Origin of the sequence: Variovorax sp. Root473 (assembly GCF_001426505.1) — a bacterium.
In the GTDB taxonomy this organism is placed as follows: domain Bacteria; phylum Pseudomonadota; class Gammaproteobacteria; order Burkholderiales; family Burkholderiaceae_C; genus Variovorax.
In genome coordinates this window covers 133792-160036 of sequence record NZ_LMEV01000013.1, presented here as the reverse complement: position 1 = coordinate 160036, position 26245 = coordinate 133792, and the positions used below count along the sequence as shown (strand labels likewise).

The following is a 26245-nucleotide window of genomic DNA, read 5'->3' as shown; positions in this document are numbered from 1 at the left end:
CTCACAGGTCGATGTCCGCCACCAGCGGGGCGTGGTCCGACAGATGCGACCACGGCCGGCGCGGCAGCACCACGGGCGCATGCACGCTCGCGTTACGCACGTAGATGCGGTCCAGCGCCAACAGCGGCAGGCGCGCCGGAAACGTGCGCGCCGCGCGGCCATGGGCATGCACGAACACCTCGCGCAGCGAGGCGCCCTCGGCCAGCACCTCGTGCGCACGGCCGCGCCAGTCGTTGAAGTCGCCCGCGACGATCAGCGGCGCGTCGGCCGGCACCTCGTCGCGCACGATGTGGCACAGCAACTCCAGCTGCTGCTGGCGGTGCGCCTCGGCCAGCCCGAGATGCGCGCAGATCGCATGCACATCGACCGTGCGGCCGGGCAGGCGCAGCACGCAGTGCAGCAGTCCGCGCTTCTCGGGGCCGCTTACCGACACGTCGTGATTGCGGTAATGCACGATCGGAAACTTCGACAGCACGGCGTTGCCGTGGTGCCCCTTCGGATACACCGCGTTGCGCCCGTAGGCGAACTGCGGCCACATGGTGTCGGCCAGGAATTCGTAGTGCGGCGCCTCGGGCCAGTTGTTCACGGTGCGCGAATGGCGCGCGTGCGTGCCCATCACCTCCTGCAGGAATACCACGTCGGCGCCCACGGTGCGCACCGCGTCGCGCAGCTCCGGAAGGATGAAGCGGCGGTTCAGTGCCGTGAAGCCCTTGTGGGTGTTCACGGTCATGACCTTGAGCGAGGCCGGCGCGGCGACCACGGCCGCTTCAGGCAGCGGAGAAGAAGGGAAAGAAGACATCGGTGCTGCCGTTGTACGTGGCCGCGCGCGCGCCGACTGTAGGAACGCGCCACCTTCTTCGCGCGCCTTTCACGCAAGGGCGGCGGGCTCCTACAGGCAGGCCTGCCACACCCCCACACCCGGTCCGAAACAGGGCTCCTACGGTGATTTCAAAGCCGATGCCATGGCGCTCGGCTTTGTGCCTTTTCCATTTGCAAAGGAGCTTTCCATGATGACCACCCTGCAACGCCTGACGATTCCCGCTGCGCTGCTCGTCGCCCTGCTGGGCGCCGGCGCCGCGCAGGCCCAGAAACCCGCGCTCGCCGAGCCGATGGCGGGCGACAGTTCGATGCCCGCCTCGCGCGAAGCCGTGAAGGCCGAGGCCCGCGCGCAGAACCGCAACAACGCCAACAGCGTGGTGCCCAAGGGCGAGGCCAGCACCACCGTGAATCACCAGCCCAACGCGATGCCGTCGCCCACCGGCGAGCGCTCGCGCGCGGAGGTGCGCGCCGAGGCGCAGCACGTGAAGCCGCGCTTCGGCCAGCCGGGTGAACGCCCGGCGGTGCCGACCAACCCGACCGAGAAGACGGGCACGCCGCAGTAATGCTGCACCCACGAAAAAGCCCGCGACGCTTCACGCATCGCGGGCTTTTTTCTGCCCTTTCCTGGAGGCCGGCTCCCTTCAGCCGGCCGCCTGGCCAGCCTCAGCTCTTGGCAGGCGCCGCACCGTGGTGGCCTTCATGCCCACCGCGATGGAAGCGATGGCCGTGGCCCGCGAACTTCGCGGTTTCGGCGTCGAAGGTCTTCTGCTGCTCGGGCGTCAGCGCGGCATAGAAGGTCTTGGTCGCTTCGGCGCGCTTGGCGAACCGCGCGCTGCGCTCAGCCTGGCGGGCCTGCATGTGTTCCAGGCGCTGGGGCGTGGTCAGCTTGGCGAACTCGGCACGGTCCATGCGCTGCGGACGGGCGGCACCGGCGGGCGGCTGGCTGGCTTCCGTGAAGCTGCTCCACGCGCCTTCCTGAGCGCTGGTGAGCTTGAGCTTGTCCTTCAGCGCGGCCAGGCGCTTGGCACGGTGTTCCTTCATGCGTTCCATGCGCTGGGCCGGGTCCATGCGCTTGTGCTGCGCCTTCGGTGCGGCGCTGGCGTCGACGGGCGCCGTGGCGGCCGTGGGCACTGCGCTCGAAGGCGTGGTGGCAGCCGGTGCCTGGGCGAAGGCGCCCGAAGAGGCGAGGGCGGCCGAACCCAGCAGGCTGGCCCAGACGATGCGTTGGCGAAGAGAGATCATGAGAGTCGCTTCCTTTCGAAGAAGTCCGCCGCCAAAGGGCAGCGGGTGAGAGGAAGTGTGGAGCGCCTCTGTAACGCGTCCGTGAGCCGCAAGTGAGCGTGCGTAAAGAAGCATGAACCGCGGCGCCGCCCGCTATTTGCGCCGCGGCGGCTTGAGCGTTCGGTCGGGCACCTGCAGCGTGCCGGCGCGCAGCGCGGCAACGCCGATGGCCACGGCGCGCGCCACGTTGCGCACTTCTTCCTGCACGTCGGCATCGGCGTCGAGCGCATCGTGGCTGGTGGCGTAGGGCGCGTAGTAGCCGATGTAGCGGTCGAGCCGCGCCTGCGCGCCGGCGTCGATCAACCCCATCCAGTCGAGCCAGTCCGTGAGGTTGCGGCGCAGGCTCTCGGTGCCGGCCACGTCGCCGTGCGCCACCACCCCGTAGACGCGGCCTTCGAGGTGCTTCGGGTAGCCCCAGCCTTCGAGCTCGAGCGCCTTGGCCTCGTCGGGCTTCTTGCCGTGCGTGCTGGTGGGGTCCGGGTTGCCGCCGTCGGCGCACACGAGGCGGTCGATCATGAGCTTCAGCGGGCTCGCGGCCTGGTACCAGTGCGTGGGCGTGAGCACGATCACACCGTGCGCGGCCACCCAGCGTTCGTAGATCTCGTTCATCCAGTCGCCGGTCTGGCGCAGCGCGTGGTTCGGGTAGCAGCTGCAGGGCCAGTGGCACAGCGGCATCGCGGTCGACACGCAGCCCTTGCACGGGTGGATGTGGCGGCCGTAGTCGGAGGTGAGCCGGCTCAGGTCGAGCACGTCGGCCTCGATGCCGCTGCCTTCGAGCACCTCGCGCGCGCACTGCGTGAGGCGCCAGGTCTTGGAGATCTCGCCGGGGCAGGTGCCGTCGTTGCGCGGCGAGCCGTTGATGAGCAGCACCCGCGAACGCGTCTCGGGCCGGCCCCAGGCGGCCTGCGCCGCGTCGATGCGCGCGCGGGCGTCGAGCCAGTCGACCGACAGTTCGTAGTCGGGGTCGGCATAGCCGGGCCCGGCGCGGCGCGTGACGGGCGCCTTGCGGCCTTCGTCATACGCTTGCCAGGCAATGTCTTCCAGGCGCCGCAGCGCTTCGGTCTCGGCCCGGAACGCCGGGTCGTGGAAGCTCTGCATGAAGCGGTCGTGGAACTCGGCGCGCTGCAGCATCGGCGGCGCCTGTCCCTTGCGTATCGTGGGAGGCATGACCGCAATCTAGGCGGCGCAGCGGCGAGCGCGACCCGCACGCGACGCCGACTTGCGGTAGGCGAGCGACTACAGAGGCTTCGGGCTCAGCCGAGCTTGCCGTTCTGGAAGTCGTGTACTGCCTGCCTGATCTGCTCGGGCGTGTTCATCACGAAGGGGCCGTACTGCGCGATGGGTTCGTTCAGCGGCCTGCCTGCAATCAGCAGCGCGCGCGCCGGGCTGTGGTTGGTGACGCCGGCGCGCAGCACCACACCGTCGCTGCCGGCGTCGTTCGCAAGGATGGCCATGCGCCGCGTTGGCACCTCGCTGCCCGCGATCCACAGCGATTCGCGGAACACGTAGACCAGCGCGTTGTGGTCATGCGGCAGCGGCTGCGCGAACTCGGTGCCGGGCGGCAGCGTGATGTCCAGGTACAGCGGCTCGGTGTGCGCGCGCTGCTCCGCGCCCGCGATGCCGTGGCTGATGCCCGCGATCACGCGCACGTGCGCGCCGCTGACGGTGGTGAACTCGGGGATCTCGCTGCTGCGGATGTCGCGGTACCAGGGCTCGCGCATCTTGTCTTTCGCGGGCAGGTTGAGCCACAGCTGAAAGCCTTCCATGAGGCCGTCTTCCTGCTCGGGCAGTTCGCTGTGCACGAGGCCGCGGCCGGCCGTCATCCACTGCACGCCGCCGTTTTCGAGCAGGCCTTCGTGGCCCGCGCTGTCGCGGTGGCGCATGCGCCCGGCGATCATGTAGGTGACCGTCTCGAAGCCGCGGTGCGGGTGGTTCGGAAAGCCGCCGATGTAGTCGCCCGGGTTGTCGCTGCCGAAGGCGTCGAGCATCAGGTAAGGGTCCAGTCGCTTTTGCAGCGGCTGCTGCAGCACGCGGGTGAGCCGCACGCCATCGCCGTCACTGGTGGAAACACCGGCCACGATGTGGTCGATGCCACGCGGGACGGCAACGGGATCGGTGGGGTGATGGGCATGGACGTTCGTCATGCCGCCCATGGTGGCACCAAAGCCCCGACCGCGCCACCGGTGGGGATGCCCACTGCCGGTGCGGTTCAGTTCAGCGCGGCCACTGCTGGCGCTGCCAGTAGCGGTACTGCCAGCGCGTCTCGAAGCCCGCGCGACGGTACAGGGCCAGTGCAGGCTCGTTCTGCGCATCGACCTGCAGGAACACGCACTCGACACCGCGCGACAGCGCCGCCTGCGCCAGCCCGGCGAGCACGCGCCGGGCCAGGCCGCGCCCGCGCTGCGACTGCTCGGTGCGCATGCCGTGCACGCTGGCCCAGCCGTGGCCAAAGGCCATGGCACCGGCCGCGACGGTGGTGCCGTTCTCGCGCACGCTCGCAAAGAGCGAGCCCGTGGCGCGCGACAGCGAACGCACGCGGTGCACGCCGTCGACCGGGTCGAAGCCTTCGCCCAGGAACAGCGCGGCCCAGGCCGGGTCGGGCGTCGCATCGACATCGGCCAGCTGCCCATCGGCCGCGACGAGCTCGCGCATGCGCCGCGCCGAGCCGGTCTGCACGCAGGTCGGCTGGTCGGCCATGTAGTGACGTCGCGCGAGTTCGGCGCGCAGCGTGTCGAAGCAGGCCGCGTCGGCCAGCCGCAGCGCAGGTGCGACCTGGCGGCTGTCGCAGCGGTCTTCGATGCGGTCGAGCGTGGCGGGCTCGACGGGGTCGCGGTGCAGCGGCACGGCGGAGCGGGCGCGCTTGACGGTGCCGCGGTCGAAAGGCAGCAACCAGCCGTCGAGTTCCTCGCAAGCCTCGGGGGCCACCGCCGCCACGGTGGCGCGTTCGATGGCCTCGATGTCGTGAGGGCCAATGCTCATTGCACGGCTTCCGGCGGCGCGTACTTGGCGGCGGCGACGCTCTTGAGCAGCGCCTCGCGCTGGTTGCGGCTGATGCCACGCACGCTCTCGGCCACCCACTTGGTGCGGTCGGCATCGATGTGGCCGTCGCGCCGCCATTGCTCCAGCACGGCCTGCGGCTTGTGCAGCATGGCCGCGAGCCAGACCGCCTGCGCCGGTTCGAGCGTGCGCGCGCTGCGCTTGAAGTAGCGCCGCGCCGCCGCCTCGGCGCCGCAGAGGTTGCCGCCCCAGGGCGCGTTGTCCAGGTACAGCTGCAGGATGCGGGCCTTGCCCAGCGTCTGCTCCATCTCGACCGCGTACAGCAGTTCGCGCAGCTTGCGCTCGGCCGTGCGGTCGCTGCCGGTGACGAGCAGCTTGGCCAGCTGCTGCGTGAGCGTGCTGCCGCCGCGCCGGATCTGGCCGGGCTTCTGGTTGTGGTCGATGGAGGCGAGGATTTCGGTCAGGTCGTAGCCGGCGTGGCTGAAGAAGCGCTGGTCTTCCGCCGCGATGACGGCGCGCGCCAGCCAGCTGTCGTTGGCCAGCCTGGCCGACGGGCCGCAGCTGGTGCGCGCGCCCAGCATGGCCTCGGTGCCCAGCCCTTCGACGGTGAACTGGCCGATGGTGGGCTGCACCGCGAAGGTGGCGTCGGGCAGCAGCAGCTGCGCCTGCAGCGCCAGCGTGCCGCCGATGCGGGCGCGCTGCAGCTCGGGCAGGGCCGGCACCAGCACGGCGTACCAGCGGGCGATGGGGGCGTCCTGCACACGGGCATCGAGCTGCAGGTTCTTCGGCGTGAGGCGACCGGTCCAGGTGCCTTGCAGCAGCGCGTTGCCGTTGGCCGCCTCGGGCGTGGCCTCGAAGGTGCCGGCCAGCGTATTGCCGTCGCGCCGCACCGTGGCCACCAGCCGCTCGACCGTGATCGGTTGCGTGCCCAGCGCAGGCACGTCGGCGCTGCACGGCGCGCAGCGCATCTGCTGCTGGCCGGTGCTGTCGTTCCAGGTGAAATGCACGGTGCCGAAGCGGGTGTCCAGCGCGTGGCCGTCCAGCCGCGGCGCGAACCAGGACGAGGTGGCCAGGCGCACCGCGGTCGGCACGCCGATCTCGAACGAGAGCGGGCCGGCCTTCACCGTGGTGCTCCATTCGCCCGCCGCCGGCGCAAGGGCGATCTTGGCGATCAGGAAGATGGCCACGAGGGCGGTCAGGACGAGGGCCAGCAGCCCGAAAAGCACGAATCGCAGGGTCTTCTTCACAAACACGTTCTCATCACATCGGTCTTGCCACGGTGACAGCTTGCCACGGACCGTGCGACTGGCCGCTGGCCGCCGCCCAGTACCAGGCCGAAGTGTCGGTGAAAGCCGTGCCTTGGGCGTCGACGATGCGCTCGCAGACGCGGAAATTTGGCGTACCGTGCCGTTGCGCCACAAAACAGCGCCACAGCCGTGCTTGCGCGTCGCGTTCCAGCCGCGCCTGCTCGATGCGGTAGCCCAGCGCGCGGTAGCAATCGGCGGCCGGATGCAGCATGCGCGTGGGCCGGTTCACGGCACGCATCACCAGCGTCTGCTGGCCGTCGGTCATGCGGCCGATGGCGCCCGGAAAGCGGTCGGCAAAGCGCTGCTCGACCTCGCTCAGCGCCAGCGGGCGCAGCGGCACGCCGTCCCACTGGCTCGGCCATTCGTGAGAGCCCACCGCATCGGCTTCGGCGGCGGGCGCGCGCAGCGCCGCCGCGGCGGACCAGAGCACGCACAGCAACATCGCCAGCGCGAAGGCGCTCTTGTGGCCCACGCGGTTGATGAAATGGTTGGCGAACCAGCGCTCAACGAACGGTATCGACACGGCGGCCTCCTTCGGCGGTGATCAGGCCGGCGATCGCCGGATGTTGCACGGCGCGCGCCGGCACCATCAGGCGCGCGATGGCGCCGCACACCACGGCCAGCAGCACCAGCCCCAGCGTGTTGTGCGCCCAGGGCGCGAGCGCATGGCCGGCGCCTTCAAAAGCGATCAGCACGCTGTTGCGCACGATGTTGCCGGCCAGCACCAGCAGGCCGACGGCCGGCAGGCGGCGCAGGAAGGCGCGGTCGCCGTGCCGCGCCCACAGCGCGACCGCGCAGGCCGTGAAGTAGCCCAGCCACACCATCTGCACGCCCGAGCAGGGCGCATCGACGATCACCAGGCGGCCGTCGACCATCAGCGTCGCGCCTTCGCGCGCCACCTCGAAGCCGGGCGCAAGCAGCCAGCGGCTGGCCTCGGCCGTCACCACGCGCAGCGGGTAGCCCGCGTAGAACTGCAGCGACGACAGCAACGGCAGCGCCAGCACCGACAGCCCGGCCACCGGCAGCGCCGCCACGCCGCGCGGCACGAAGGCCAGCAGCCCGGCCGCGAGCGACAGCACCGCCACCAGGCCCGAGGCCAGTGGCGGCAGCGCGGGCAGGCCACCCCCGCCCGTGCGCAGCAGCGTGGCCAGCACGGTGCCGACGCCGGCCAGCGCCAGCCAGCCCAGTCGCGGCGAGGCGCGCAACTCGCGCCTGCATTGCCAGGCGAGCGCGGCCAATGCGACCAGCGCCACGAGCCCCAGTGGATCGTCGGAACCGTCCTGCAGGCGGCGGGCCATCCAGACCCAGGTGGGCGCGAGCGCGGCGCACTGCAGCGCGAGCCAGCCGAAGGCCGGCGTGCGGTCGATGCGGATGGCCCAGTCCACGACGCGCGGATGGTGATGGGCCAGGGTTGCCAGAGACATGGTCGTGCGTCCTGTTCAAGCCGTGAAACGACGGGCATCGTTGCGGCGTGCGCGGCGGCGCAGCATGGCCAGCATCGACAACACCACGGCGATCGCGCCCAGCGTTTCCGGTTCCGGCGTGCTGGGCACCTCGGCGCCCAGCGCCAGGTCGCTCACGCCCTGGGGCATCGGCAGCGGCTGGTTCACGTCCACGCTGTTTTGCGGCGCCACGTTGCGCACCACCTTGTCCACCGCGATGAAGCTGGTGTACTGCGTGAGCAGGCTGTACTTCAGGCCGAGCTCGGCGATGCGGTCCTTGAAGGCGGCGCTGCCTTCGAGCGCTTCCTGGTCGCTCAGGCTCTGGATGCGGTGGCGTGCCCACAGGGTGCGCAGCGCCGCCGTGTCCTGGCGCGTCTGCGGCGTGATGCGCACTTCCTCGCGGTACGGGCCGGTGGCGCTCTGGCCTTCGATGATCACGCGGCCCTTGGCTTCGCCACGCCACTTGCCGAACACGATCACCGGGCGCTCGCCCAGCACGTCGGGCAGCGCCTGCGGCTCCACGTCGTACACATCGAGACCGCCGAAGGTGGCCTTCACGTTCGTGAGCACGGGCGACTCCACCATGCGGCGAAAGCGCGCGGCCTGCTCGGGCGCCTGCACCGGGTCGGTGATGATGAAGGGCTCGCCCATGCCGGCGCGCGCAATGCCTTCCATGAGGCTGCGGTTCACCGACGAGCCGATGCCGAAGGCGAACACGTTGGCTTTCGACAGGTTGTTGCGCACCAGCTCGAAGGCTTCGCGCTCGACCGTCACGTAGCCGTCGGTCACCACCACCACGGTGCGCGACACGTTCGCGGCCTTGGGCTCGGCGTACACGCGTTTGAGCGCCGGGATCAGCTCGGTGCTGCCACTGCCGCTGTAGTTCTTGATCGTGGCGAGCGCCTGTTCGATGTTGGCGCGCGTGGCCGGCACCGACTGCGGCGACAGCATCTTGTTGCTGCCCGAGAACAGCAGCACGTTGAAGGTGTCGCTGGGGCGCAGCCCGCCGATCAGGCGTTCGAGCACGGTCTTGGCGGTGTCGAGCGGAAAGCCGTGCATCGATCCCGAGATGTCGACCACGAAGATGTAGTCGCGCGGCGAGATGGCGCTGGCAGCCACGGCCTTGGGCGGCTCGACCATGGCGAGAAAGAAGTTTTCTGCGTTCTCGCCCTGGCCCTTGTAGAGCATGAGGCCCGACTCGATCTTCTCGCCCGCCAGGCGGTAGTCGAGCACGAAGTCGCGGTTGTCGGCGGGGCGGCCGTCGGCACCGAGCGTGATGTCGGCGTGCTGGTCTTCGTCGCGCTTCTTCACGTCGATCGTGTGCGTGGCGGAGCGGATTTCCTTCAGGCCCATCGGCGTGTCGATGCTCGCCGTGAGCTTGAAGCTGGTGGCCGGTGCCACGCCGGCGCGCAACGTGGGCTGCGCCGGCCATGGGGCCTTGGCGTTCTCCGACTGCGGCGAGTTGTAGCGCGGCCCGACCACGGTCGGGAACACGAACTGGTAGTTGCCCGACTGCGGCACCAGCAGCTCGGTGTAGCGCAGCTCCACCTTCACATCATCGCCCGGCAGGATGTTGGCGACGTTCATCTGGAACACATTGGGCAGGTGCTGCTCGAGCAACGCGGCGGTCTTGCCTTCCTTCTTCGCGGTGTCGTACTCGATCTTCGCCTGCTGCTTCTCGCGGATCTGCGCCGTGATCAGGCGATCGGCCAGGCGCACGTTGAGGCCGCTCACGGCCGCCTTGGTGGAACCGGGAAACACGTACTTCGCCTCGATGGCACGCTGGCCTTCGTTGCGGTAGGTCTGCGTGACCGTGACGTCGGCGATCACGCCCGAAATCTTCACGGCGACTTCCGTGCCCTTCAGCGGCAGGCGGTCGACCGAGGGGTCGTCGCTCTTGACGAAGAAATACGGGCTCTCGGTCTTCAGGCGCGGACCGGCGGGCGCTTCCTGCGCGTGCACCGGGCGGGCGCCCATGGCGATGAAACCCACGGTCGCCAGGCTCACGGTGGCGAGCCAGAGCCAACGGCCGGGGCGTGGGGTGGTGGGGGTGTCCATGGCGGGTGTCCTTCTGCGTGCGAACTTGCACAGCCCTCACTGTCGTGAGCGTGCGAGAAGGCAGTTGGAAGGCGCGTTGAAGTCGCCACACCCGAATGCACCGCTGTGTGAAGTCTGTGTGAAGTGCGCCGCGCGGCGGCTTCATACCGCCTTCGGATCGGTCGGAGAGCATCGGCGCCTCATCACGAAAACCCCGGAAAAGAGGGGAAGAAACCCATGCTTCAACTGTTGAAGACCCTGCAGAACTCGGTGCTGGTCAAGGTGGCCGGCCTGTGCTTCCTGCTGCTGGTGCTGTTCATTCCGTTGGCACGAATCGACGACCTCAACCACGCCCGCGGCGAGAGCCAGCAGGAGGCCGCGCGCGAACTCGCCGAGACTTACGCCGCGCCGCAAACCATGGTCGGACCCGTGCTGCTGGTGCCGTATGTGGAACGCTGGATGGAGCCGGTACGCAACGCACAAGGCAAGGTGATCGGGCAGGCCGCGCAGAGCAAGGGGATGGTGCACGCCGTGTTCCCCGACAAGCTGCACATCGAAGGCGACATGGCCACTCAGGAGCGCTACCGCGGCATCTTCCGCATTCCGTTCTACACGCTGACGGCCACGCTCGGCGGCGGCTTCGCGGGCTTCGATCCGCAGTCCGTGCCGCACAGCGAGAGCGGCTCGTCGATCGAGTTCCGTCCGCCGCTGATCGCCTTCCACGTGAGCGACCTGCGCGGCATCGACGGTTCGCCCGCGCTCTCGATCGAAGGCGAAGCGCTGCGCTTTCGCCAGCGCGTGCCGGGCCTGCCCGACAACGCCACCTACGCCAACGGCATCCACGCGCCGCTCACGGGCGCCGCGCTCGCCGCCTGGCAGGCGGGCAAGCCGCTGCCCTTCGACATGAAGCTCTCGCTGGTGGGCCAGGACACGCTCTCGATGGTGCCGATCGCCGAGGAAACCACCGCGCACCTGCATTCGCCGTGGGCGCACCCCAGCTTCGGCGGACGCTTCCTCGCCACGCAGCGTCAGGTGACGCCGCAGGGCTTCGACGCGCGCTGGCGCGTGTCCTCGCTGGTGACCACGGCGCGCGAGCAGGTGCGTGCCGGCCTGTGGGGCGGTGAAGGCGATGCCGCGCAGAACGCCGCGGCGGCCGTCGTGCGCACGGCGTCCACGGCGTCCATGTCGCGCCATGCCTCGGGCCCGCTGCAGACCTTCGACGTGTCGCTCGCGCAGCCCGTCAACGTGTATTCGATGAGCACGCGCGCCGGCAAGTACGGTGCGCTCTTCATCGGCCTGGTGCTGATGGCGGCCTTCATGTTCGAGCTGTTTCGCAAGCTGCGCCTGCACCCGGTGCAGTACGGGCTGGTGGGCCTGTCGATCGCGCTGTTCTTCTTGCTGCTGCTCGCGTTGTCGGAGAAGTTCGCCTTCCACTTCGCCTACGCAGGCGCGGCCGGTGCCAGCGTGGCGCTGCTGGCCGTGTACTTCAGCGCGGTGCTCGAAGGCTGGCGGCGCGGCCTGTCGTTCGCCGCCTTCGTGGCGCTGCTGTACGGCGCGCTCTACGGCCTGCTGGCCTCGGAAAGCAATGCGCTGCTGCTGGGCGCGCTGCTGATCTTCGGCATGCTGGCCGCGCTGATGCTCGTGACGCGCAAGGTCAACTGGTATGCGCTGTCGCGCCGCAGCGAACCCGCCCCGGCTGTCCCGGCGGCCACGGTGGACGCATGAGACTGCTGCGCGCCATCCCCGGCGTGCTCGGCTGGCTGCTGCTGGCCGTGCTGTGCGCCTGGGCCTGGCACCTGAAGGACCCGCACCTGCGCTTCCTGCGCGACGAGGAACTGCCGCTGCTGCTCGCCGCACTGTGCGCCAGCGGCGCGATCGCCTGGCGCAGCGCGCGCGGCACGCGCCGTGTCGTGGCGCTGGCCCTGACGGTCGGCGCGACGCTGACGGCGCTGGGCCACGAACTGGCCTCGCGCCAGCACCGGCTGGAAGTGAACGCCGCTTCGGGCCCCGTGGCACAGGCGTTGGGCGCGCGCTTCATCGTCGGTTATGACGATGCGAACAACCTGCGCGAGCTGGCGTGCCGGGGCCTGATCGGCGGCATCTTCGTGACCGGCCGCAACGTGAAGGGCCGCAGTGCCGAGACGCTGCGCGCGGAAATCGCCAGCCTGCAGGCGCTGCGTCTGGCGGCTGGCCTGCCGCCGCTGGTGGTGGCGACCGACCAGGAGGGCGGCGGCGTCTCGCGCCTGTCGCCGATGGTGCCGCACCAGCCGGCGCTCGCTCGCCTGCTGGACGCCGACGTGCCCACGCACGACCTGTTGCAACGTGCCCGCGCCTACGGCGCGCAGCAGGGCGAGGCGCTCGCCGCGCTGGGCATCACGCTGAACTTCAGCCCGGTGGTCGACCTGCGCCCCGGCCGTGCCCCGGGCCGCTGGGACCTGCACACCCGCATCGAGGAACGCGCCATTTCGAGCGACCCCGAAATTACCGCGCAGGTGGCGCTCGCTTACGAGCAAGGCCTTGAATCGACGGGCGTGCGCGGCACGCTCAAGCACTTTCCCGGGCTCGCGGGCGTGACCGAGGACACGCACCACGTGGGGGCCGAACTACGCACGCCCGTGGCCCGACTCGCCGCGCACGACTGGAAGCCGTTTCAAGACGTGTCGAAACATTCGGATGCCGCGATCATGCTGGGCCATGTCATCCTTGGGGAACTCGACGCACACGCGCCGGTCTCTTTCTCACGCAAAATCGTGCAGCAGGTGATCCGAGGCGAATGGGGCTTTCAGGGCCTGCTCGTCACCGACGACCTCACGATGGGCGGGGCCTACTACCGAGGCCTTTGCAACGCCACCCTGGGCGCACTCGACGCCGGGGTGGACTTGCTGCTCATCGCCTACGACCACGACAAGTATTTCGATGCCATGCACTGCGCGCTGGAAGGCGTGCGGCGCGGCGCGCTCGATCCCCGGGCGGTGGAACGCCCGCGCGCGCCACGGCTCCAACCTCTTCGCTAGCCCCTGGCCCTATCTCATGTCCCAAGAACCTCGTTCCTCCCAACCTGCCAGTGCGCTGCGCCAGCTCCCCTGGAAACGCATCGCCGGCTGGAGCGCCATCGTGGCCGGCGCCGGCGCCGTGGCGTTGCTGGGCGCCGCCATCGTGGGGGTGGTCGCCATCTACCCGAAGCTGCCCGACATTTCCGAGCTGGCCGACTACCGGCCGAAGCTGCCGCTGCGCGTGTACACCACCGAAGGCACGCTGATCGGCGAGTTCGGCGAGGAGCGCCGCAACCTCACGCCTTTCGCCAACATTCCGAAGGTCATGAAAGACGCCGTGCTGGCCGTGGAGGACGCGCGCTTCTACGACCACGGTGGCGTGGACTACAAGGGCTTCGCGCGCGCGGCCGTGGCCAGCTTCAAGGGCGGGCGCCAACAGGGCGCCTCGACCATCACGATGCAGGTGGCGCGCAACGTCTACCTGAGCTCGGAGCGCACGCTCAGCCGCAAGGCCTCGGAGATCGTGCTGGCCTTCCGGCTCGAGCAGCAGCTCAGCAAGGACCAGATCCTGGAGATCTACCTGAACCAGATCTACCTGGGCAACCGGGCCTACGGTTTCGCTGCTGCCTCCGAGGCCTACTTCGGCAAGCCGCTGCAGCAGGTCACCATTGCCGAGGCCGCCATGCTCGCCGGCCTGCCGAAGGCGCCCGGCGCCAACAACCCCGTGGTCAACCCGCGCCGCGCGCGGGCGCGCCAGCTCTACGTGATCGACCGCATGCACGAAACCGGCTTCATCACCGCCGAGCAGGCGGCCGAAGCCAAGAAGGAAGAGCTGCACCTGCGCGATGCCGCCGACCCGAACCGCCTGCACGCCGAGTACGTGGCCGAGACCGTGCGCCAGATGATGTACGCGCAGTACGGCGACAGCATCTACACCAGCGGCATGAAGGTCTACACCTCGCTGGTCGCGGCCGACCAGGCGGCGGCGTACAAGTCGCTGCGCAAGGGCATCATGGACTACGAGCGCCGTCAGGTGTACCGCGGCCCCGAGAAGTTCGTCGACCTGCCGGCCAGCGGCCAGAAGGAAATCGACGAGGCCGTCGACGAAGCGCTCGCCGAGCACCCCGACAACGGCGACGTGATCTCGGCCGTGGTGCTGGAAGCCAGCGCCAAGGAAGTGACCGCGGTGCGCGCCAACGGCGAAGCCTTCGAGATCTCGGGCGAGGGCCTCAAGCCCGCACAGTCCGGCCTGGCCGCGAAGGCGCCGCCGAACATCAAGATCCGCCGAGGCGCCGTGATCCGCGTCGCCAGGACGCCCAAGAACACCTGGGAAATCACCCAGCTGCCCGAAGTGGAAGGCGCCTTCATCGCGATGGACCCGCGCAGCGGTGCCATCACCGCGCTGGTCGGCGGCTTCGACTTCGGCAAGAACAAGTTCAACCACGTGTCGCAGGCCTGGCGCCAGCCGGGCTCGAGCTTCAAGCCCTTCATCTACTCGGCGGCGCTCGAAAAAGGCTTCACGCCCGCCACCGTGGTGAACGACGCGCCGCTGGTCTTCGACGCTGGCGTCAACGGCGGCCAGCCCTGGGACCCGAAGAACTTCGACGGCACCTTCGAAGGCCCGATGCCGCTGCGCAATGCGCTCATGAAGTCGAAGAACCTGGTCACGCTGCGCGTGCTGCAGTCGATCGGCGCGCCCTACGCGCAAGAGTGGGTCACGAAGTTCGGCTTCGACAAGGACAAGCACCCGGCCAACCTGCCGATGGGCCTGGGCGCCGGCTCGGTCACGCCGATGCAGATGGCAGTGGGCTACTCGGTGTTCGCCAATGGCGGCTACCGCGTGAACCCCTACCTCGTGACCCGTGTCACCGACCTCAGGGACAAGGTGCTGATGGAAACCGAGCCCCCGGCGCTCGACGAAAGCCGCCGTGCCATTCCCGCGCGCAATGCGTTCATCATGGAATCGCTGCTGCAGAGCGTGGTCAAGGGCGGCTCCGGCTTCAAGGCCTACCAGGCGCTCAAGCGCGACGACCTCTTCGGCAAGACCGGCACCACCAACGACTCGTTCGACACCTGGTTCGCGGGTTTCCAGCCCACGCGCGTGGGCATCGCCTGGGTTGGCTACGACACACCGCGCCAGCTCGGCGTGCGCGGCGAGACCGGCGGCAGCCTGAGCCTGCCGATCTGGACCGGCTACATGCAGTCGGCGCTACGCGGCGTGCCCGTGATGCTGCCGGCCGAACCGCCTGGCGTGGTGAGCATCGACGGCGAGTGGTACTTCGACGACTTCACGCCGGGCCACAACGTGGCGAGCCTGGGCCTGGAAAGCATCGAGCAGCCGATACAGCCGGTGGAGGTGCTGACGGGCGCGCCGATCGGCGCACCACCGCCGCCTGAAGAACGCAACCGCATCCTGGACTTCTTCAGGTAACGGCACGCCCCCAGGCTACGCGCACTTCGTGTCGCTGCGCCAACCCCCTCGCCGGGGGCAACACCGGCGGCCCGGCAAAGCCGGTTCCGCGGTGTTTCACGAAAAGACGATGCAGCAGAGGGAAAACGCGGGCGGTCTGCGGTGCCTACACTCGGTGCCGCGGCCCCCGCTTCTTTTTTTGTTCTTCTCCCTTTTCTCGCATCCATGGAAATCCTCACCCTGGTGGCACTGATTGCCGCTGGCTTCTACATCCTCAAGTCCAAGGAACAGCGCCAGCGCATCGCGCTGCTCGGTCGCCATCTGGGCCGCTACCAGATCGAGAAGCTGATGGAGAGCCTGACCCAGGGCTACCTGCGCTGCCTCGGCGAAGACGACGCCGAACGCCGCCAGCAGATCTGGCACCTGCTCGACGCCACCGAGGAAAAGCTCGCCGCCCAGTTCGAGACCTTCGCCGCCGATCTCGCGCGCGAACCCGAAGCCGACACACGCACGAGCCGGCTGCCGATGGCCTTGCCGTTCGCCACCACGCTGTTCCCGTCCGCGAGCTTCGACCTGCGCGAAGCACTGCGCATTCATGCGCGCGGCATCGCGGGCGTGGCGAAAAATGCTGCTGGCCGTTCGCCGAAATCGAAGGCCTTCACGATGTCGGCCGAGCTGTTCCTCATGCAGCACACCTGCCACTGGTTCTGCAAATCGAAGGCCGTGGCCTCGGCGCGCATGCTGGCGCGGCACCAGACCTCGTACGAGCAATTGCTCGAAGCCGTGAGCCCCGAGACGCGCCAGGCGTATCGCGTGCTCGTGGGTCAGTGATCCGTTCAGTGGTGCGTTGACAGCAGCGGCAGCGTGAGCGTCGCCACGGCGCCGCCGCGCGTCGCGTTGCCCAGGTCGATGCGGCCGCGGTGCAGCGTCGCGATTTCCTTCACGAACGCCAGGCCGAGCCCCGTGCTCTTCTTCTGGCTGTGCGGCCGGGCGAGCGAATAGAACTTCTCGAAGACCTTGTCCTGCGCGTAGTCCGGAATGCCCGGGCCATGGTCGCGCACGTTGATGCGCGCGAGGCGCGAGGTGGTTTCCAGCGTCAGCAGCACCTCGCTGTCGGGCGGTGAAAAATCGAGTGCGTTGTCGAGCAGGTTGCTGATCGCGCGGCGCAGCAGGAACGGATCTCCCTCGACGCGCGCAGGTTCGCGAAGATTCACGATCAACCGGATGCCGCGCCGCGACGCGGCGGATTGTGCGCTGGCCGCAATGTCTTCGATCAGCGGGCCCAGTGCCACGGGTTCGGTGCGGTCGAGGGCGCGCCGCGTTTCGAGCGCGGTGAGTTCCATCATGCGGTCGACGATTTCCTGGATGCGCTGGGTTTCGCGTTCGATGTTTTTCAGGAAACGCTCGCGCTGGTCGTGCGGCATCTGCGGTTCCTGCAGCAGCTCGGCCGCTCCGCGAATGGCCGACAGCGGGCTCTTCACTTCGTGCGTAAAGGTCTGCACGTAGTCGGCCACGTAGTTGCGTCCGGTGAGCGCGTCGCGCATCTCGCCGAAGCCGGTGCGCACCGCATCGACCGCGCGCCGCGCCATGCGCGACAGGCTCAGGCTGCCCACGCGGTTTTGGGCGCGCACCCACGTCCAGTAGTCGCGGATCAGGCCGAAGGGCCGCACCAGCCACACCGAGACGATCACGGTGAGCAGCAGCAGCGCCAGCGCCGAACCCACGCCGACCCAGATGGTGCGCACACGTGCGTCCTCGACGAACTGGCCGAAGCTCTGCACCGGCTTGCCGACGCTGACCACGCCGACGATCTCGCCGTTCCAGCGGATCGGCGCGCCGACGTACATCACCGAGGTGCGCGGGTCGCCATCGACGTCGCGTGACGTGCGCGCGCCGTACAGCCCGCCGAGCGTGCGCTTCACGTCGCTCCACTGCGAGTAGTCGTTGCCCAGGTGGCGGCCGAGCGAATCGAACATGACGCGGCCGGTGCGGTCGGTGACGTACACGCGCAGCTCGACCCGGCTCTTGTGCAGGTTGTAGATCTGCGCCGAGAACTCGCGCGCATAGACGCTGCGAAACAGCGGCTCCAGCCGCGCCGTGTTGATGGCGCCAGCGATCACGTCCTGCTCGACGAGGCTGGCCATGAGCTGCGAGGTTTCGACCAGTGATTCCTCGGCCGACTCGCGGTAGCGCGGGTCGATGTCGGAGACGACGCGGTACAGCAGGAAGGCGATGCCCGCCGTGTAGATCAGCAGGATGCCGATGAAGATCCGCGTGCGCCGCGTCATCGAGCACTCCCCCAGGCTTCGCGCACTTCGTGTCGCTTCTCCAACCCCCTCGCCGGGGGCAATACCAGCGGCCCGGCAGAGCCGGTTCCGCGGTATTCCACGGAAGAGCGGGCCCACTCCAATGTCATGGGCTGGTCGGGAGTTCTTCGTTCAGGGCGTAGCCCGTGCCGCGCAGCGTGCGGATCGGCTCGACCTCGGGCGCGATGGACTTGAGCTTGGCGCGCAGCGTCTTGATGTGCGCGTCGACCGTGCGGTCGAAGCTGTCGCTGGCGTCGTCCCAGACGAGCTGGAGCAGTTCGTCGCGCGTGAACACGCGCCCCGGGCGCTGGACCATCAGCTTCAGCAGGCCGTATTCGTAGCGCGAGAGTTCGAGCAGCCGTCCGTAGTAACGGATCTGCATGCGCTCGCTGTCGAGTGCAAAGGGTGTTGCAGGGGTCTGTGGCGCCGCTGGAGGCGGCGCCGGCGCGTTTTGATGGGGTACCCCATGAATCGGCGCTGCGGCCGCTGGTGGGCTTCCCGGGCCGTTTCTGGCGCTGCGGCGCAGGATGGTTCGCACGCGGGCAACCAGCTCGCGGGGTGAAAACGGCTTGGCGATGTAGTCGTCGGCGCCGAGTTCGAGGCCCACCACGCGGTCTATTTCGTCGCTGCGGGCCGTCAAGAAGACCATCGGTACCTCCGGGCCGCCCATCGACTGGTTCAGCGCCTGGAGGCGTTTGAAGAGCTCGAAGCCGTTCAGGTCGGGCAATCCGATGTCCAGGATCGCGAGCGCGGGGCGCTCCTGCGCGAACTGCGCGATGGCTTCTTCGGCCGTGGCGCACCAGACCGGCTGGAAACCGTCGCTGCTCAGAACGTACTGGAGCGTGTCGGCGATGCCCGATTCGTCTTCGGCAATCAGGATCCGGGGTTTGAAGCTCATCCGGCGATGTTAGCGAGGGCCACGGACCGCTCGGGCCCGGCTTTTCGCCCGAGGCGCCGCGCGACCGGCGCGGCCTTTCGCGGCTTTTTTTTTCGGGCGCGGCTTTTCCTCTTCCTGTCTTCTTATTCTTCTTATTCAAATTAGTAGTAGTAGATAAGGGTCGCCCTCGTCTGTGGAAAGGTCGCTTTTTCCTTGACGCGACAACGACTTGTCATGCCCGCGTCACTGTGCGCACCCGCGCTTCCGTGGTGTACCCGCAACTGGGACAACATGGGGTAACCCGTCGGCCCTGTGGATAACCGATGGCTTGTGCAAAAACGCTCCCCAGAGTTGTCCTTTGACAGCCCTCCGGATTTCTGCGAAAGACGGTTTTCGGGCCGAGAAATCCATTGCCTGTTATTTGGGCAGGTTGTAGATTTCCCTTGCAAATCAAAGACTTGCATCGCCCCTACAGAGCAGTGCCGGGGTTATCCACAGAGTTGCCCCAGTTTTGTGGGGAGAACGCGAAGCGGAACCTTCGGGCGCGGCGCGGACCCAATCCGCTCCTTCACATGACGAAAAAACTCGAACATGACACCTTCTGAAACAAAAGCGATCGTCACCCTGAGCCTGCTGGCGGCGTTTGTCGATGGTGAAAAGCACGAACGCGAGCGTGCCGAGATCAAGCGCATCGCCGAAGGCCTGTCGCAGGCCGACGGCGTGAACCTGCCCACGATCTACCAGGACGTGCTGATGAAGCGGGTGTCGCTGGCCTCGGTGGCCGGCGAGCTGAAAAGCGCCGAGTCGCGCCAACTGGCGTACGAGATGGCGGTGTGCATGTGCGATGCCGACGGCGTGCAGTCGGAACCGGAGCGGCTCTTCCTGATGGACGTGCGCAGTTCGCTCGGCCTGGACGCCTCGGCGGCGCAGTTCTCGCAGCGGGCGGAAGACATCGCCGCTGCGGTGCCGGCGGCTGTGGCGGGGACGCCCGCAACGACGGCGACGCCTGCGGCACCGCAGGCGCCCGACAGCACCGAGCTGGACCGCGCGATCCTCAACGCCGCCATCCTCAACGGCGCGCTCGAGCTGCTGCCCGAGACGCTGTCGACCATGGCGATCATTCCGCTGCAGATGAAGCTGGTCTACCGCATCGGCCAGGCGCACGGCTACCAGCTGGACACCGGCCACATCAAGGATTTCCTGGCCACCGTGGGCGTGGGCCTGACCTCGCAGTACCTGGAGCAGGCCGGGCGCAAGCTGCTGGGCGGCTTGCTGGGCAAGGTCGGTGGCGGCCTGCTGGGCGGACTCGGCAAGCAGGCCGTGAGCTCGGGCATGAGCTTCGCGTCGACCTATGCGCTGGGCCATGTGGCCAAGCGTTATTACGCGGGCGGCCGCACGCTGTCCACGCAGATGCTGAAGGACGCGTTCTCCAGCGTGGTGAAGGAAGGGCAGGGCCTGCAGACGCAGTACCTGCCGGCGATCCAGGAACGGGCGCGCACGCTGGACACCAGCCAGGTCTTGTCGCTCGTTAAAAACGCCTGATTTTTTCCAGGGATACCGTGGAACCGGCTTTGCCGGGCCACCGGTATCGCCCCCCGGCGAGGGGGTTGGCGCAGCGACACGAAGTGCGCGAAGCTTGGGGGAGTACCTAGACTTGGCTCAGGTCGTCGAGGATCGGGCAATCCGGCCGTGCATCGCCATGGCAGCAATGCACGAGGTGCGCGAGCGTGCTGCGCATCGACTGCATGTCGGCGATGCGCTGTTCCAGTTCGCCCAGGTGCTTTTGCGCGATGCGCTTCACGCTCGCGCTGGCGCGGCGGCGGTTGTGCCACAGGCCGACCAGCTCGGCGATTTCTTCCATCGAAAAACCCAGATCGCGGGAGCGCTTGATGAAGCGCAGCGTGTGGACGTCGGCGTCGTTGTACTGGCGGTAGCCGCTCTCGGTGCGCGCCACCGCGGGCAGCAGGCCCAGGCCTTCGTAATGCCGGACCATGCGCGCCGACACGCCCGACAGCCGCGCGGCCTCGCCAATGGCGACCTGGCGGCCGGAGGCCGTGGTCGCGGTCGTCATTGAACGGTGTAGCCGGCGTTCTCGATCGCGACCACGATGTCCTGGCGCGGCTGCTGGCTCAGCACGTCCACATGGCCGGTTTCGAGATCGACCGTGACCTGCGCGTGCGGGTCGACCGCCTGTACCGCGTCCTGCACCGCCTCCACGCAGTGGTTGCAGCTCATGCCGGAGACCTGGAATTTCTGGCTCATCGTCGTTGCTCCTTGTCGGAATGAATGAAGGGTGGAGAGATTGAACACCCGAATCGGGGACAACGCCAGTTTCAACCCTCTCACGATGTCAACGTCCAGCCAAGGGCTTTGAAGCCACCGCGCTTGACCTTGCCATGGTGTCAGGCTTTAGCCTCGGGACCATGGAACACATTCAGCCCCCACCCTCATCGGCCGCCGCTGCCACGCTGGACCTCTCGGTCGGCGGCATGACCTGTGCCTCGTGCGTGATGCGCGTGGAGCGCGCGCTCAAGAACGTGCCCGGCGTGCAGGACGTGAGCGTCAACCTCGCGACCGAGTCGGCCCGCATCGTGGCCACAGGCGGCGAGGACATGGCCCTGCTGCTGCGCCGTGCCGTGCGCGCCGCCGGCTACGAGCCGCGCGCCGAAAGCACCGCCCAGGACGAGGCCGCCGCGCTGTCGCCCTGGCACGGCTTCATGCCCGTGGCGATCGGCCTGGCGCTGTCGATCCCGCTGACGGCGCCGATGCTCGGCGACCTCATCGGGCAAAGCTGGATGCTGCCGCCCTGGGTGCAGCTGCTGCTCGCGACGCCGGTGCAGTTCTGGCTCGGCGCGCGTTTCTACCGCGCGGGCTGGCATGCGGCCAAGGCCCGCACCGGCAACATGGACCTGCTGGTGGCGCTGGGCACCAGCGCGGCCTTCGGCCTGTCGCTGTGGCTGTGGTGGCGCGCCGCCACTGGCGAGCATGCGGGGCATGGCATGGTGCCGCACCTGTACTTCGAAGCCTCGGCGGTGGTGATCACGCTGGTGTTGCTGGGCAAGTGGCTCGAGGCGCGCGCCAAGCGCCAGGCCACTTCGGCGATCCGCGCGCTGCAGCAGCTGCGGCCCGAAGTGGCGCACCTGATCAACGCGCGCGGCAAGGAAAGCGACGTGCCGCTGGCCGAGGTGATGGTCGGCGACCGCCTCGCCGTGCGTCCCGGTGAGCGCGTGCCGGCCGATGCGCGCGTGCTCGAAGGGCAGTCCGAGGTCGATGAATCCATGCTCACCGGCGAACCGCTGCCCGTGGCCAAGAACCCCGGCGACGTACTGACCGGCGGCGCCGTGAACGGCGACGGCCGCATGGTCATCGAGGTGCGCGCGGTCGGCGCCGAAAGCGTGCTCGCGCGCATCATCCGGCTGGTCGAAGACGCGCAGGCCGCCAAGGCGCCGATCCAGCGTATGGTCGACCAGGTGGCAGCGGTGTTCGTGCCGGTCGTGCTGCTGATCGCGCTGGTCGCGTTTGCGGGCTGGATGGTCACCGGTGCCGGTGTCGAGGCCGCGCTGATCCATGCGGTGGCAGTGCTGGTCATCGCTTGTCCCTGTGCCCTGGGCCTCGCGACGCCGGTGGCGGTGATGGCGGGCACCGGCGTGGCCGCGAAACACGGCATCCTCATCAAGGATGCGCGCGCTTTGGAAATCGCGCACCGCGTCGACACCGTGGCCTTCGACAAGACCGGCACGCTGACCGTGGGCCGCCCCGTGCTCACGGCGCTGCTGCCCGCGGCCGGTGCGCTGGCCAACGAGAACGACCTGCTTGCCACGGCCGCCAGCCTGCAAGGCGGCAGCGAGCATCCGCTCGCACGCGCCGTGCTGAACGCCGCTGCCGAACGCGGCGTGCACGCACCGCCGCTCGGTGTGATGCAGGCGATGCCGGGCCGCGGCGTGCGCGGCGAAGTGAATGGCGCGACCTGGGCCATCGCCAGCCTGCGCTGGTGCCGCGAACTCGATGCGATGCCGGCCGAGGCCGACGTCGAACGCCTGCAGTCGCAGGGCGCCACGGTGTCCGCGTTGCTGCGCTTCGACGACGCCGGTTCCGCGCACGTGCAGGCGCTGCTGGCCTTCGCCGACGAGCCGAAGCCGCAAGCTGCCGAAGCGATCCGCACCTTGCGGGGGCGCGGCCTGCGCGTGGTGATGATCTCGGGCGACAACCTGCGCGCGGCGCAGGCGATGGCGGCGCGGCTCGGCATACCGGCCGAAGACGTGCGCGCCGACGTGCTGCCCGCCGACAAGGTCGAGCAGGTGAGCGCGTTGCGCAAGAACGGTCATGTGGTCGCGATGGTCGGCGACGGCGCGAACGATGCGCCTGCGCTTGCTGCGGCCGACGTGGGCATCGCGATGGCACCTTCGGGCGGCGGCACCGACGTGGCGATGGAGGCGGCCGGCATCACGCTGATGCGCGGCGACCTCGCCCTCGTGGCCGAAGCGCTCGAGCTCTCGGGCCGCACGGTGGCGAAGATCCGGCAGAACCTGTTCTGGGCCTTTGCCTACAACGTGGCCGGCATTCCGCTCGCGGCCTTCGGCCTGTTGAGCCCGGTGGTGGCCGGTGCGGCGATGGCGCTGTCGAGCGTGAGCGTGATGGCCAACGCGCTGTTGCTGCGGCGCTGGAAGCCGAAGCACCGGCTGCAACAACCACACTGACTCGACAGCGGATCAGTCGAACAGCAGTGCCATCAGGTGCTCGTCGACGAAGTCCGCTTCGCCGGCCCGGCGGTAGAACTGGCGCAGCGTGCCTTCGTGCACGAAGCCCAGCCGGGCATAGAAGCGCAGGGCCGTGGTGTTGTCGCTCTCGGCCATCAGTTCGACGCGGCGAACGCCTTCGGCCTTCAGCCGCGCGAGCACGTCGATCACCATCGTCTGCGCGACGCCGCGGCCATGCAACGCGGGATCGACCGCGAGCGTGCCCAGGCTCGCCACATGCTGCGCACGGCCCGGGTAGCGCGTGACGCGGTAGAAACCGGCGACCCGGCCATCGACTTCGAAGATGAAGAAGGCACCGCTGTCGAGCAGCCCCTGGAACACGGCGCGAAAGTCGTCGCGCGGCATCGGGTCGTAGCCCAGGTAGGGCACGACCTTCTCATGCATGTAGAGATCGAAGACGGCGTCGAAATCGCAGGGCGTGGCGAGGCGGTGCAGGGGCATGTCGCGCTTCTTCTGTGGGAAGGATGCGGCGCAGCATAGCAAGCCGGTGCCGATGACGGCACCGGTTTTTCTGTCCCCCTGGAGGTCAGCGCCGGCTCGCCACGATCACCGCATTCGTGCCGCCGAAGGCGAAGGAATTCGACAGCACGTGGCGCAGTCCGCGCGCTTCACGCGCCGCGCCGCGCACGAAGTCGACCTTGCCGAATGCGGCATCCGGCGTGTGCAGGTGCGCGATGGGCGGCAAGGCCTCGCGTGCCAAGGCGCGCAATGCGGCCACGAGTTCGATGGCGCCACCGCCGCCGAGCACGTGGCCGTGGATCGCCTTGGTTGCGCTGACCGGCGCGGCGTGGCCGAACAGCTCGCCGATCGATGCCGCTTCGGCCGCGTCGCCTGCCGTTGTCGCGGTGCCGTGGGCGTTGATGTGGCCGATGTCCGACGGTGTGAGCCCGGCGTCGCGCAGCGCCGCACGCATCGCGCGCACCTGGCCGGCCGGGTCGGGGTTGGTGATGTGCGTGCCGTCGCAGTTGCTGGCGTAGCCGCTGAGCACGAAGGGCTGCGGGCCCGCGCCGCGTGCGCGCGCATGGGCTTCCGATTCGAGCACCAGCGCGGCCGCGCCCTCGCCGATGGCAAAGCCCGCACGGTCGGCCGAGAACGGACGGCAGGCGGTGGCGGGCGCATTGGCCGGCGGCGGCGCCATGACGCGCATCGCGTGCCAGCTGGCCATCACGCCGGGCGTGAGCATCGCGTCGTGGCCGCCGACGATGGCGATGTCGATCCAGCCCCCGCGGATGGCGCGCATGGCTTCGCCGATGGCCACGGCTGACGAGGCACAGGCGCAGGCATAGGCCAGCGCCGCGCCACGCGCGCCGAAGTGCAGCGCCAGCTCGGCCACGGCTGCGTTGGGCATCACGGTGAGCACGGTGGTAGGGCGCATGCGGCGCTGTTCGCCGTAGAGCGCGCGCGTCGTGGCGTCGAAGGTGCCGGCGCCGGCCAGGCCGCTGCCCCAGAAGATGCCCAGGCGGTCGCGGTCGATGGCGTCGAGGTCGAGTCCGGCATCAGCCGCTGCGTCCTTTGCCGCGGACAGTGCCATCGCGGTACCGCGGTCCAGCGGTAGGCGCGAGGCGCTGCGCACGCCACTGGCGTCGAAGTCGCAGGTGGCGGCGGCGATGGCCATCGGGTCCATGCCCGCGATCTCGAGCGTCTGCGCACGCACGGCGGAACGGCCTGCGAACAGCGCGTCGTCGAAGGCCTCGATGCTGCGGCCGAGCGGCGTGACGAAGCCCAGGCCGCTCACATGAACAGGCGCAGCGACGGTGTGCGCGGTCGAGGCGGCCGCGAGCACGGCATGGGCGGCGCCGCTGCTCATGCCGGGGCAGCCATCGGCTCGCTGCGCGCGGCGGCAGCGTCGCCCTCGGCATCGATCACCTCGCACAGCCGCTGCAGCGTAATGCCCGCTTCGCGCGGATCGAGCCGGTCTTCGGGAATGCGCAGGTGGAAGGCGTCTTCGACCGCGAAGACGAACTCCATGAGCGCCAGCGAATCGAGGCCGAGGTCCGACAGCGCGGTGGCCGGCGAGATGGCCGTGCGCGCGACGTGGAAGTCGGTCTCCAGGATGCTCGCGATGCTGTTGAAGGTGGGAGCGGAAGGCATGGGAGGTTCCTTTTCTTTCAGGCACAAAGCGCAGTGCCGCGGGTGCGGTACACGGGTTCGGGCGCTGGACCGTGTGTCACGGCCTCGGCGAAGGCGAGGGTCTCGCGCACCACCTGCTGGCGGTCGTTGTCGATGGAGATCATGTGATAGCTGTTGTTCAGGACCACGGTGCGCAGCGACGCGCAACGCAGCCCGCGCACGAGCAGGTCGAGGTTCGACAGGCTCGCCACTTCGTCTTCGCGCGCATGCAGTGCCAGCACTTGTTCGCACTGCACGTCGTTCAGGCGGCGCCGCACGTGGCGGATCAGCCGGTCGTGCTCGCGCAGGTGGCTCACGCCGATCACCGCGCTGCCGGCGCGCGAGACCTGGCGATGGCGCAACTCGCGCTCGATCCAGGTGCGCACGCGCTCGTTCTTCACGCCGTAGGGCGCACGTTCGCGGTACTGCCAGAAACGGCCCAGCGGCGTGTAGAAGGCCAGCGGCAGCAGGAAGCGCGTGCGCGGCACGGCCCAGCCGTCGAAGCGCAGCGTGGTCGACATGAGCACCAGCGCGTCCACCTCGCGGCCACAGCGGATCGCGCCGCCCAGGGCCAGCGACGCACCGGCGGAGATGCCGACCAGCATCACGCGCTCATGTGTGCGCCGCAGCGCCTTCACGTGTGCCTCGAGCGTGTCGAGCCAGCGTTCGAAGGGCACCGCCTGCTGCAGCGGCGCGGCGGCGTCGAACGAGTAGCCCGCGATGCTCAGTGGCTGCACCGCATACCCGTGGCGCTGCAGGGTCGATTGCACGGTCAGCAGCTCGTCAGGCGTGCTGCATAAACCATGCAGCAGAACCGCCGCGGTGCGCTGCACGGCGGGGGACACCAGGCTCAAGGGATCGGAGGGATCGCGTGCACTCATCGGAAGGCGTGTCGTATGCTCATGCCGCG

24 protein-coding genes are annotated in these 26245 nt (G+C 69.0%); 7 read left to right on the top strand and 17 right to left on the bottom strand.

Annotated features, from left to right (window positions below; all coding sequences use genetic code 11):
* Position 1: 1 nt before the first annotated feature.
* Positions 2–799 carry an endonuclease/exonuclease/phosphatase family protein gene (locus ASD34_RS07165; RefSeq protein WP_056574876.1) on the bottom strand — a complete coding sequence of 266 codons (798 nt, stop codon included), beginning with the start codon at positions 797–799 and terminating at the stop codon, positions 2–4.
* A 208-nt stretch (positions 800–1007) separates the two neighbouring features.
* Between ASD34_RS07165 and ASD34_RS07160 the strand changes: the two genes are divergently transcribed.
* Positions 1008–1382: a serine/threonine protein kinase gene (locus ASD34_RS07160; RefSeq protein WP_235509994.1), complete on the top strand. Its 375-nt coding sequence runs from the start codon at positions 1008–1010 to the stop codon at positions 1380–1382.
* A 100-nt stretch (positions 1383–1482) separates the two neighbouring features.
* Here the strand turns inward: ASD34_RS07160 and ASD34_RS07155 are convergent, their stop codons facing one another.
* The 8 genes from ASD34_RS07155 to ASD34_RS07120 all read right to left on the bottom strand — a co-directional run bounded on the left by ASD34_RS07155 (position 1483) and on the right by ASD34_RS07120 (position 9904).
* Complete coding sequence (locus tag ASD34_RS07155; protein ID WP_056574873.1) at positions 1483–2061, bottom strand: Spy/CpxP family protein refolding chaperone; 579 nt, start codon at positions 2059–2061, stop codon at positions 1483–1485.
* A 132-nt stretch (positions 2062–2193) separates the two neighbouring features.
* On the bottom strand, positions 2194–3267 hold the full coding sequence (locus ASD34_RS07150) for a flavodoxin family protein (protein WP_056574871.1): 1074 nt from the start codon (positions 3265–3267) through the stop codon (positions 2194–2196).
* Between the two features lie 86 nt (positions 3268–3353).
* Complete coding sequence (locus tag ASD34_RS07145; RefSeq protein WP_056575378.1) at positions 3354–4244, bottom strand: pirin family protein; 891 nt, start codon at positions 4242–4244, stop codon at positions 3354–3356.
* Between the two features lie 70 nt (positions 4245–4314).
* Positions 4315–5079, bottom strand: a complete 765-nt coding sequence (locus ASD34_RS07140) for a GNAT family N-acetyltransferase (RefSeq protein WP_056574868.1) — start codon at positions 5077–5079, stop codon at positions 4315–4317.
* A complete protein-coding gene (locus ASD34_RS07135) occupies positions 5076–6323 on the bottom strand; it encodes a biosynthetic peptidoglycan transglycosylase (protein ID WP_235509993.1) in 1248 nt (415 codons plus the stop codon). Before ASD34_RS07135 ends, ASD34_RS07140 begins: the two co-directional genes overlap by 4 nt.
* A 34-nt stretch (positions 6324–6357) precedes the next feature.
* On the bottom strand, positions 6358–6927 hold the full coding sequence (locus ASD34_RS07130; RefSeq protein WP_056574861.1) for a hypothetical protein: 570 nt from the start codon (positions 6925–6927) through the stop codon (positions 6358–6360).
* Positions 6908–7828 (bottom strand): exosortase Q, encoded by a 921-nt coding sequence (gene xrtQ / locus ASD34_RS07125; RefSeq protein ID WP_056574858.1) that lies wholly within the window; start codon positions 7826–7828, stop codon positions 6908–6910. The genes ASD34_RS07130 and xrtQ overlap by 20 nt, the downstream gene beginning before the upstream one ends.
* A 15-nt stretch (positions 7829–7843) precedes the next feature.
* Positions 7844–9904 carry a VIT and vWA domain-containing protein gene (locus ASD34_RS07120; RefSeq protein ID WP_056574855.1) on the bottom strand — a complete coding sequence of 687 codons (2061 nt, stop codon included), beginning with the start codon at positions 9902–9904 and terminating at the stop codon, positions 7844–7846.
* A gap of 216 nt (positions 9905–10120) precedes the next feature.
* Here ASD34_RS07120 and creD point away from each other — a divergent pair, with 216 nt between their 5' ends.
* The 4 genes from creD to ASD34_RS07100 all read left to right on the top strand — a co-directional run bounded on the left by creD (position 10121) and on the right by ASD34_RS07100 (position 16117).
* A complete protein-coding gene (creD, locus tag ASD34_RS07115) occupies positions 10121–11608 on the top strand; it encodes a cell envelope integrity protein CreD (RefSeq protein ID WP_056574852.1) in 1488 nt (495 codons plus the stop codon).
* Positions 11605–12897: a glycoside hydrolase family 3 N-terminal domain-containing protein gene (locus tag ASD34_RS07110; RefSeq protein ID WP_056574848.1), complete on the top strand. Its 1293-nt coding sequence runs from the start codon at positions 11605–11607 to the stop codon at positions 12895–12897. The genes creD and ASD34_RS07110 overlap by 4 nt, the downstream gene beginning before the upstream one ends.
* Positions 12898–12913: 16 nt before the next feature.
* Positions 12914–15307: a penicillin-binding protein 1A gene (locus ASD34_RS07105; protein WP_056574847.1), complete on the top strand. Its 2394-nt coding sequence runs from the start codon at positions 12914–12916 to the stop codon at positions 15305–15307.
* Positions 15308–15511: 204 nt separating this feature from the next.
* A complete protein-coding gene (locus tag ASD34_RS07100; protein ID WP_056574844.1) occupies positions 15512–16117 on the top strand; it encodes a hypothetical protein in 606 nt (201 codons plus the stop codon).
* 5 nt (positions 16118–16122) lie between these two features.
* On the opposite strand, the gene creC is transcribed toward ASD34_RS07100, so the two are convergent.
* The gene (gene creC, locus ASD34_RS07095) at positions 16123–17574 is read right to left on the bottom strand and encodes a two-component system sensor histidine kinase CreC (RefSeq protein WP_056574840.1); all 1452 of its coding nucleotides are present in this window, start codon (positions 17572–17574) and stop codon (positions 16123–16125) included.
* Positions 17575–17698: 124 nt separating this feature from the next.
* Positions 17699–18490, bottom strand: coding sequence for a two-component system response regulator CreB (gene creB, locus ASD34_RS07090; protein WP_056574837.1), 792 nt, complete (start codon positions 18488–18490; stop codon positions 17699–17701).
* 570 nt (positions 18491–19060) lie between these two features.
* Here creB and ASD34_RS07085 point away from each other — a divergent pair.
* Positions 19061–20011: a YcjF family protein gene (locus ASD34_RS07085; protein ID WP_056574833.1), complete on the top strand. Its 951-nt coding sequence runs from the start codon at positions 19061–19063 to the stop codon at positions 20009–20011.
* A gap of 106 nt (positions 20012–20117) precedes the next feature.
* Here the strand turns inward: ASD34_RS07085 and cueR are convergent, their stop codons facing one another.
* Both cueR and ASD34_RS07075 read right to left on the bottom strand, forming a co-directional pair.
* Positions 20118–20540 carry a Cu(I)-responsive transcriptional regulator gene (cueR, locus tag ASD34_RS07080; protein ID WP_056574829.1) on the bottom strand — a complete coding sequence of 141 codons (423 nt, stop codon included), beginning with the start codon at positions 20538–20540 and terminating at the stop codon, positions 20118–20120.
* Positions 20537–20731 carry a heavy-metal-associated domain-containing protein gene (locus ASD34_RS07075; RefSeq protein WP_056574826.1) on the bottom strand — a complete coding sequence of 65 codons (195 nt, stop codon included), beginning with the start codon at positions 20729–20731 and terminating at the stop codon, positions 20537–20539. Before ASD34_RS07075 ends, cueR begins: the two co-directional genes overlap by 4 nt.
* A 161-nt stretch (positions 20732–20892) precedes the next feature.
* On the opposite strand from ASD34_RS07075, the gene ASD34_RS07070 reads away from it, so the two are divergent.
* Entirely contained in the window at positions 20893–23166 is a 2274-nt protein-coding gene (locus tag ASD34_RS07070; protein ID WP_056574824.1) for a heavy metal translocating P-type ATPase, read from the top strand.
* A 12-nt stretch (positions 23167–23178) separates the two neighbouring features.
* Here ASD34_RS07070 and ASD34_RS07065 read toward each other — a convergent pair whose 3' ends face one another.
* The 4 genes from ASD34_RS07065 to ASD34_RS07050 all read right to left on the bottom strand — a co-directional run bounded on the left by ASD34_RS07065 (position 23179) and on the right by ASD34_RS07050 (position 26216).
* Positions 23179–23667, bottom strand: a complete 489-nt coding sequence (locus ASD34_RS07065) for a GNAT family N-acetyltransferase (RefSeq protein ID WP_235509992.1) — start codon at positions 23665–23667, stop codon at positions 23179–23181.
* A gap of 85 nt (positions 23668–23752) precedes the next feature.
* Positions 23753–25033, bottom strand: a complete 1281-nt coding sequence (locus ASD34_RS07060) for a beta-ketoacyl-[acyl-carrier-protein] synthase family protein (protein ID WP_056574821.1) — start codon at positions 25031–25033, stop codon at positions 23753–23755.
* Positions 25030–25317 carry a phosphopantetheine-binding protein gene (locus ASD34_RS07055; RefSeq protein WP_056574819.1) on the bottom strand — a complete coding sequence of 96 codons (288 nt, stop codon included), beginning with the start codon at positions 25315–25317 and terminating at the stop codon, positions 25030–25032. Before ASD34_RS07055 ends, ASD34_RS07060 begins: the two co-directional genes overlap by 4 nt.
* A 17-nt stretch (positions 25318–25334) precedes the next feature.
* Positions 25335–26216: an alpha/beta hydrolase gene (locus ASD34_RS07050; protein WP_056574816.1), complete on the bottom strand. Its 882-nt coding sequence runs from the start codon at positions 26214–26216 to the stop codon at positions 25335–25337.
* Positions 26217–26245: the final 29 nt, after the last annotated feature.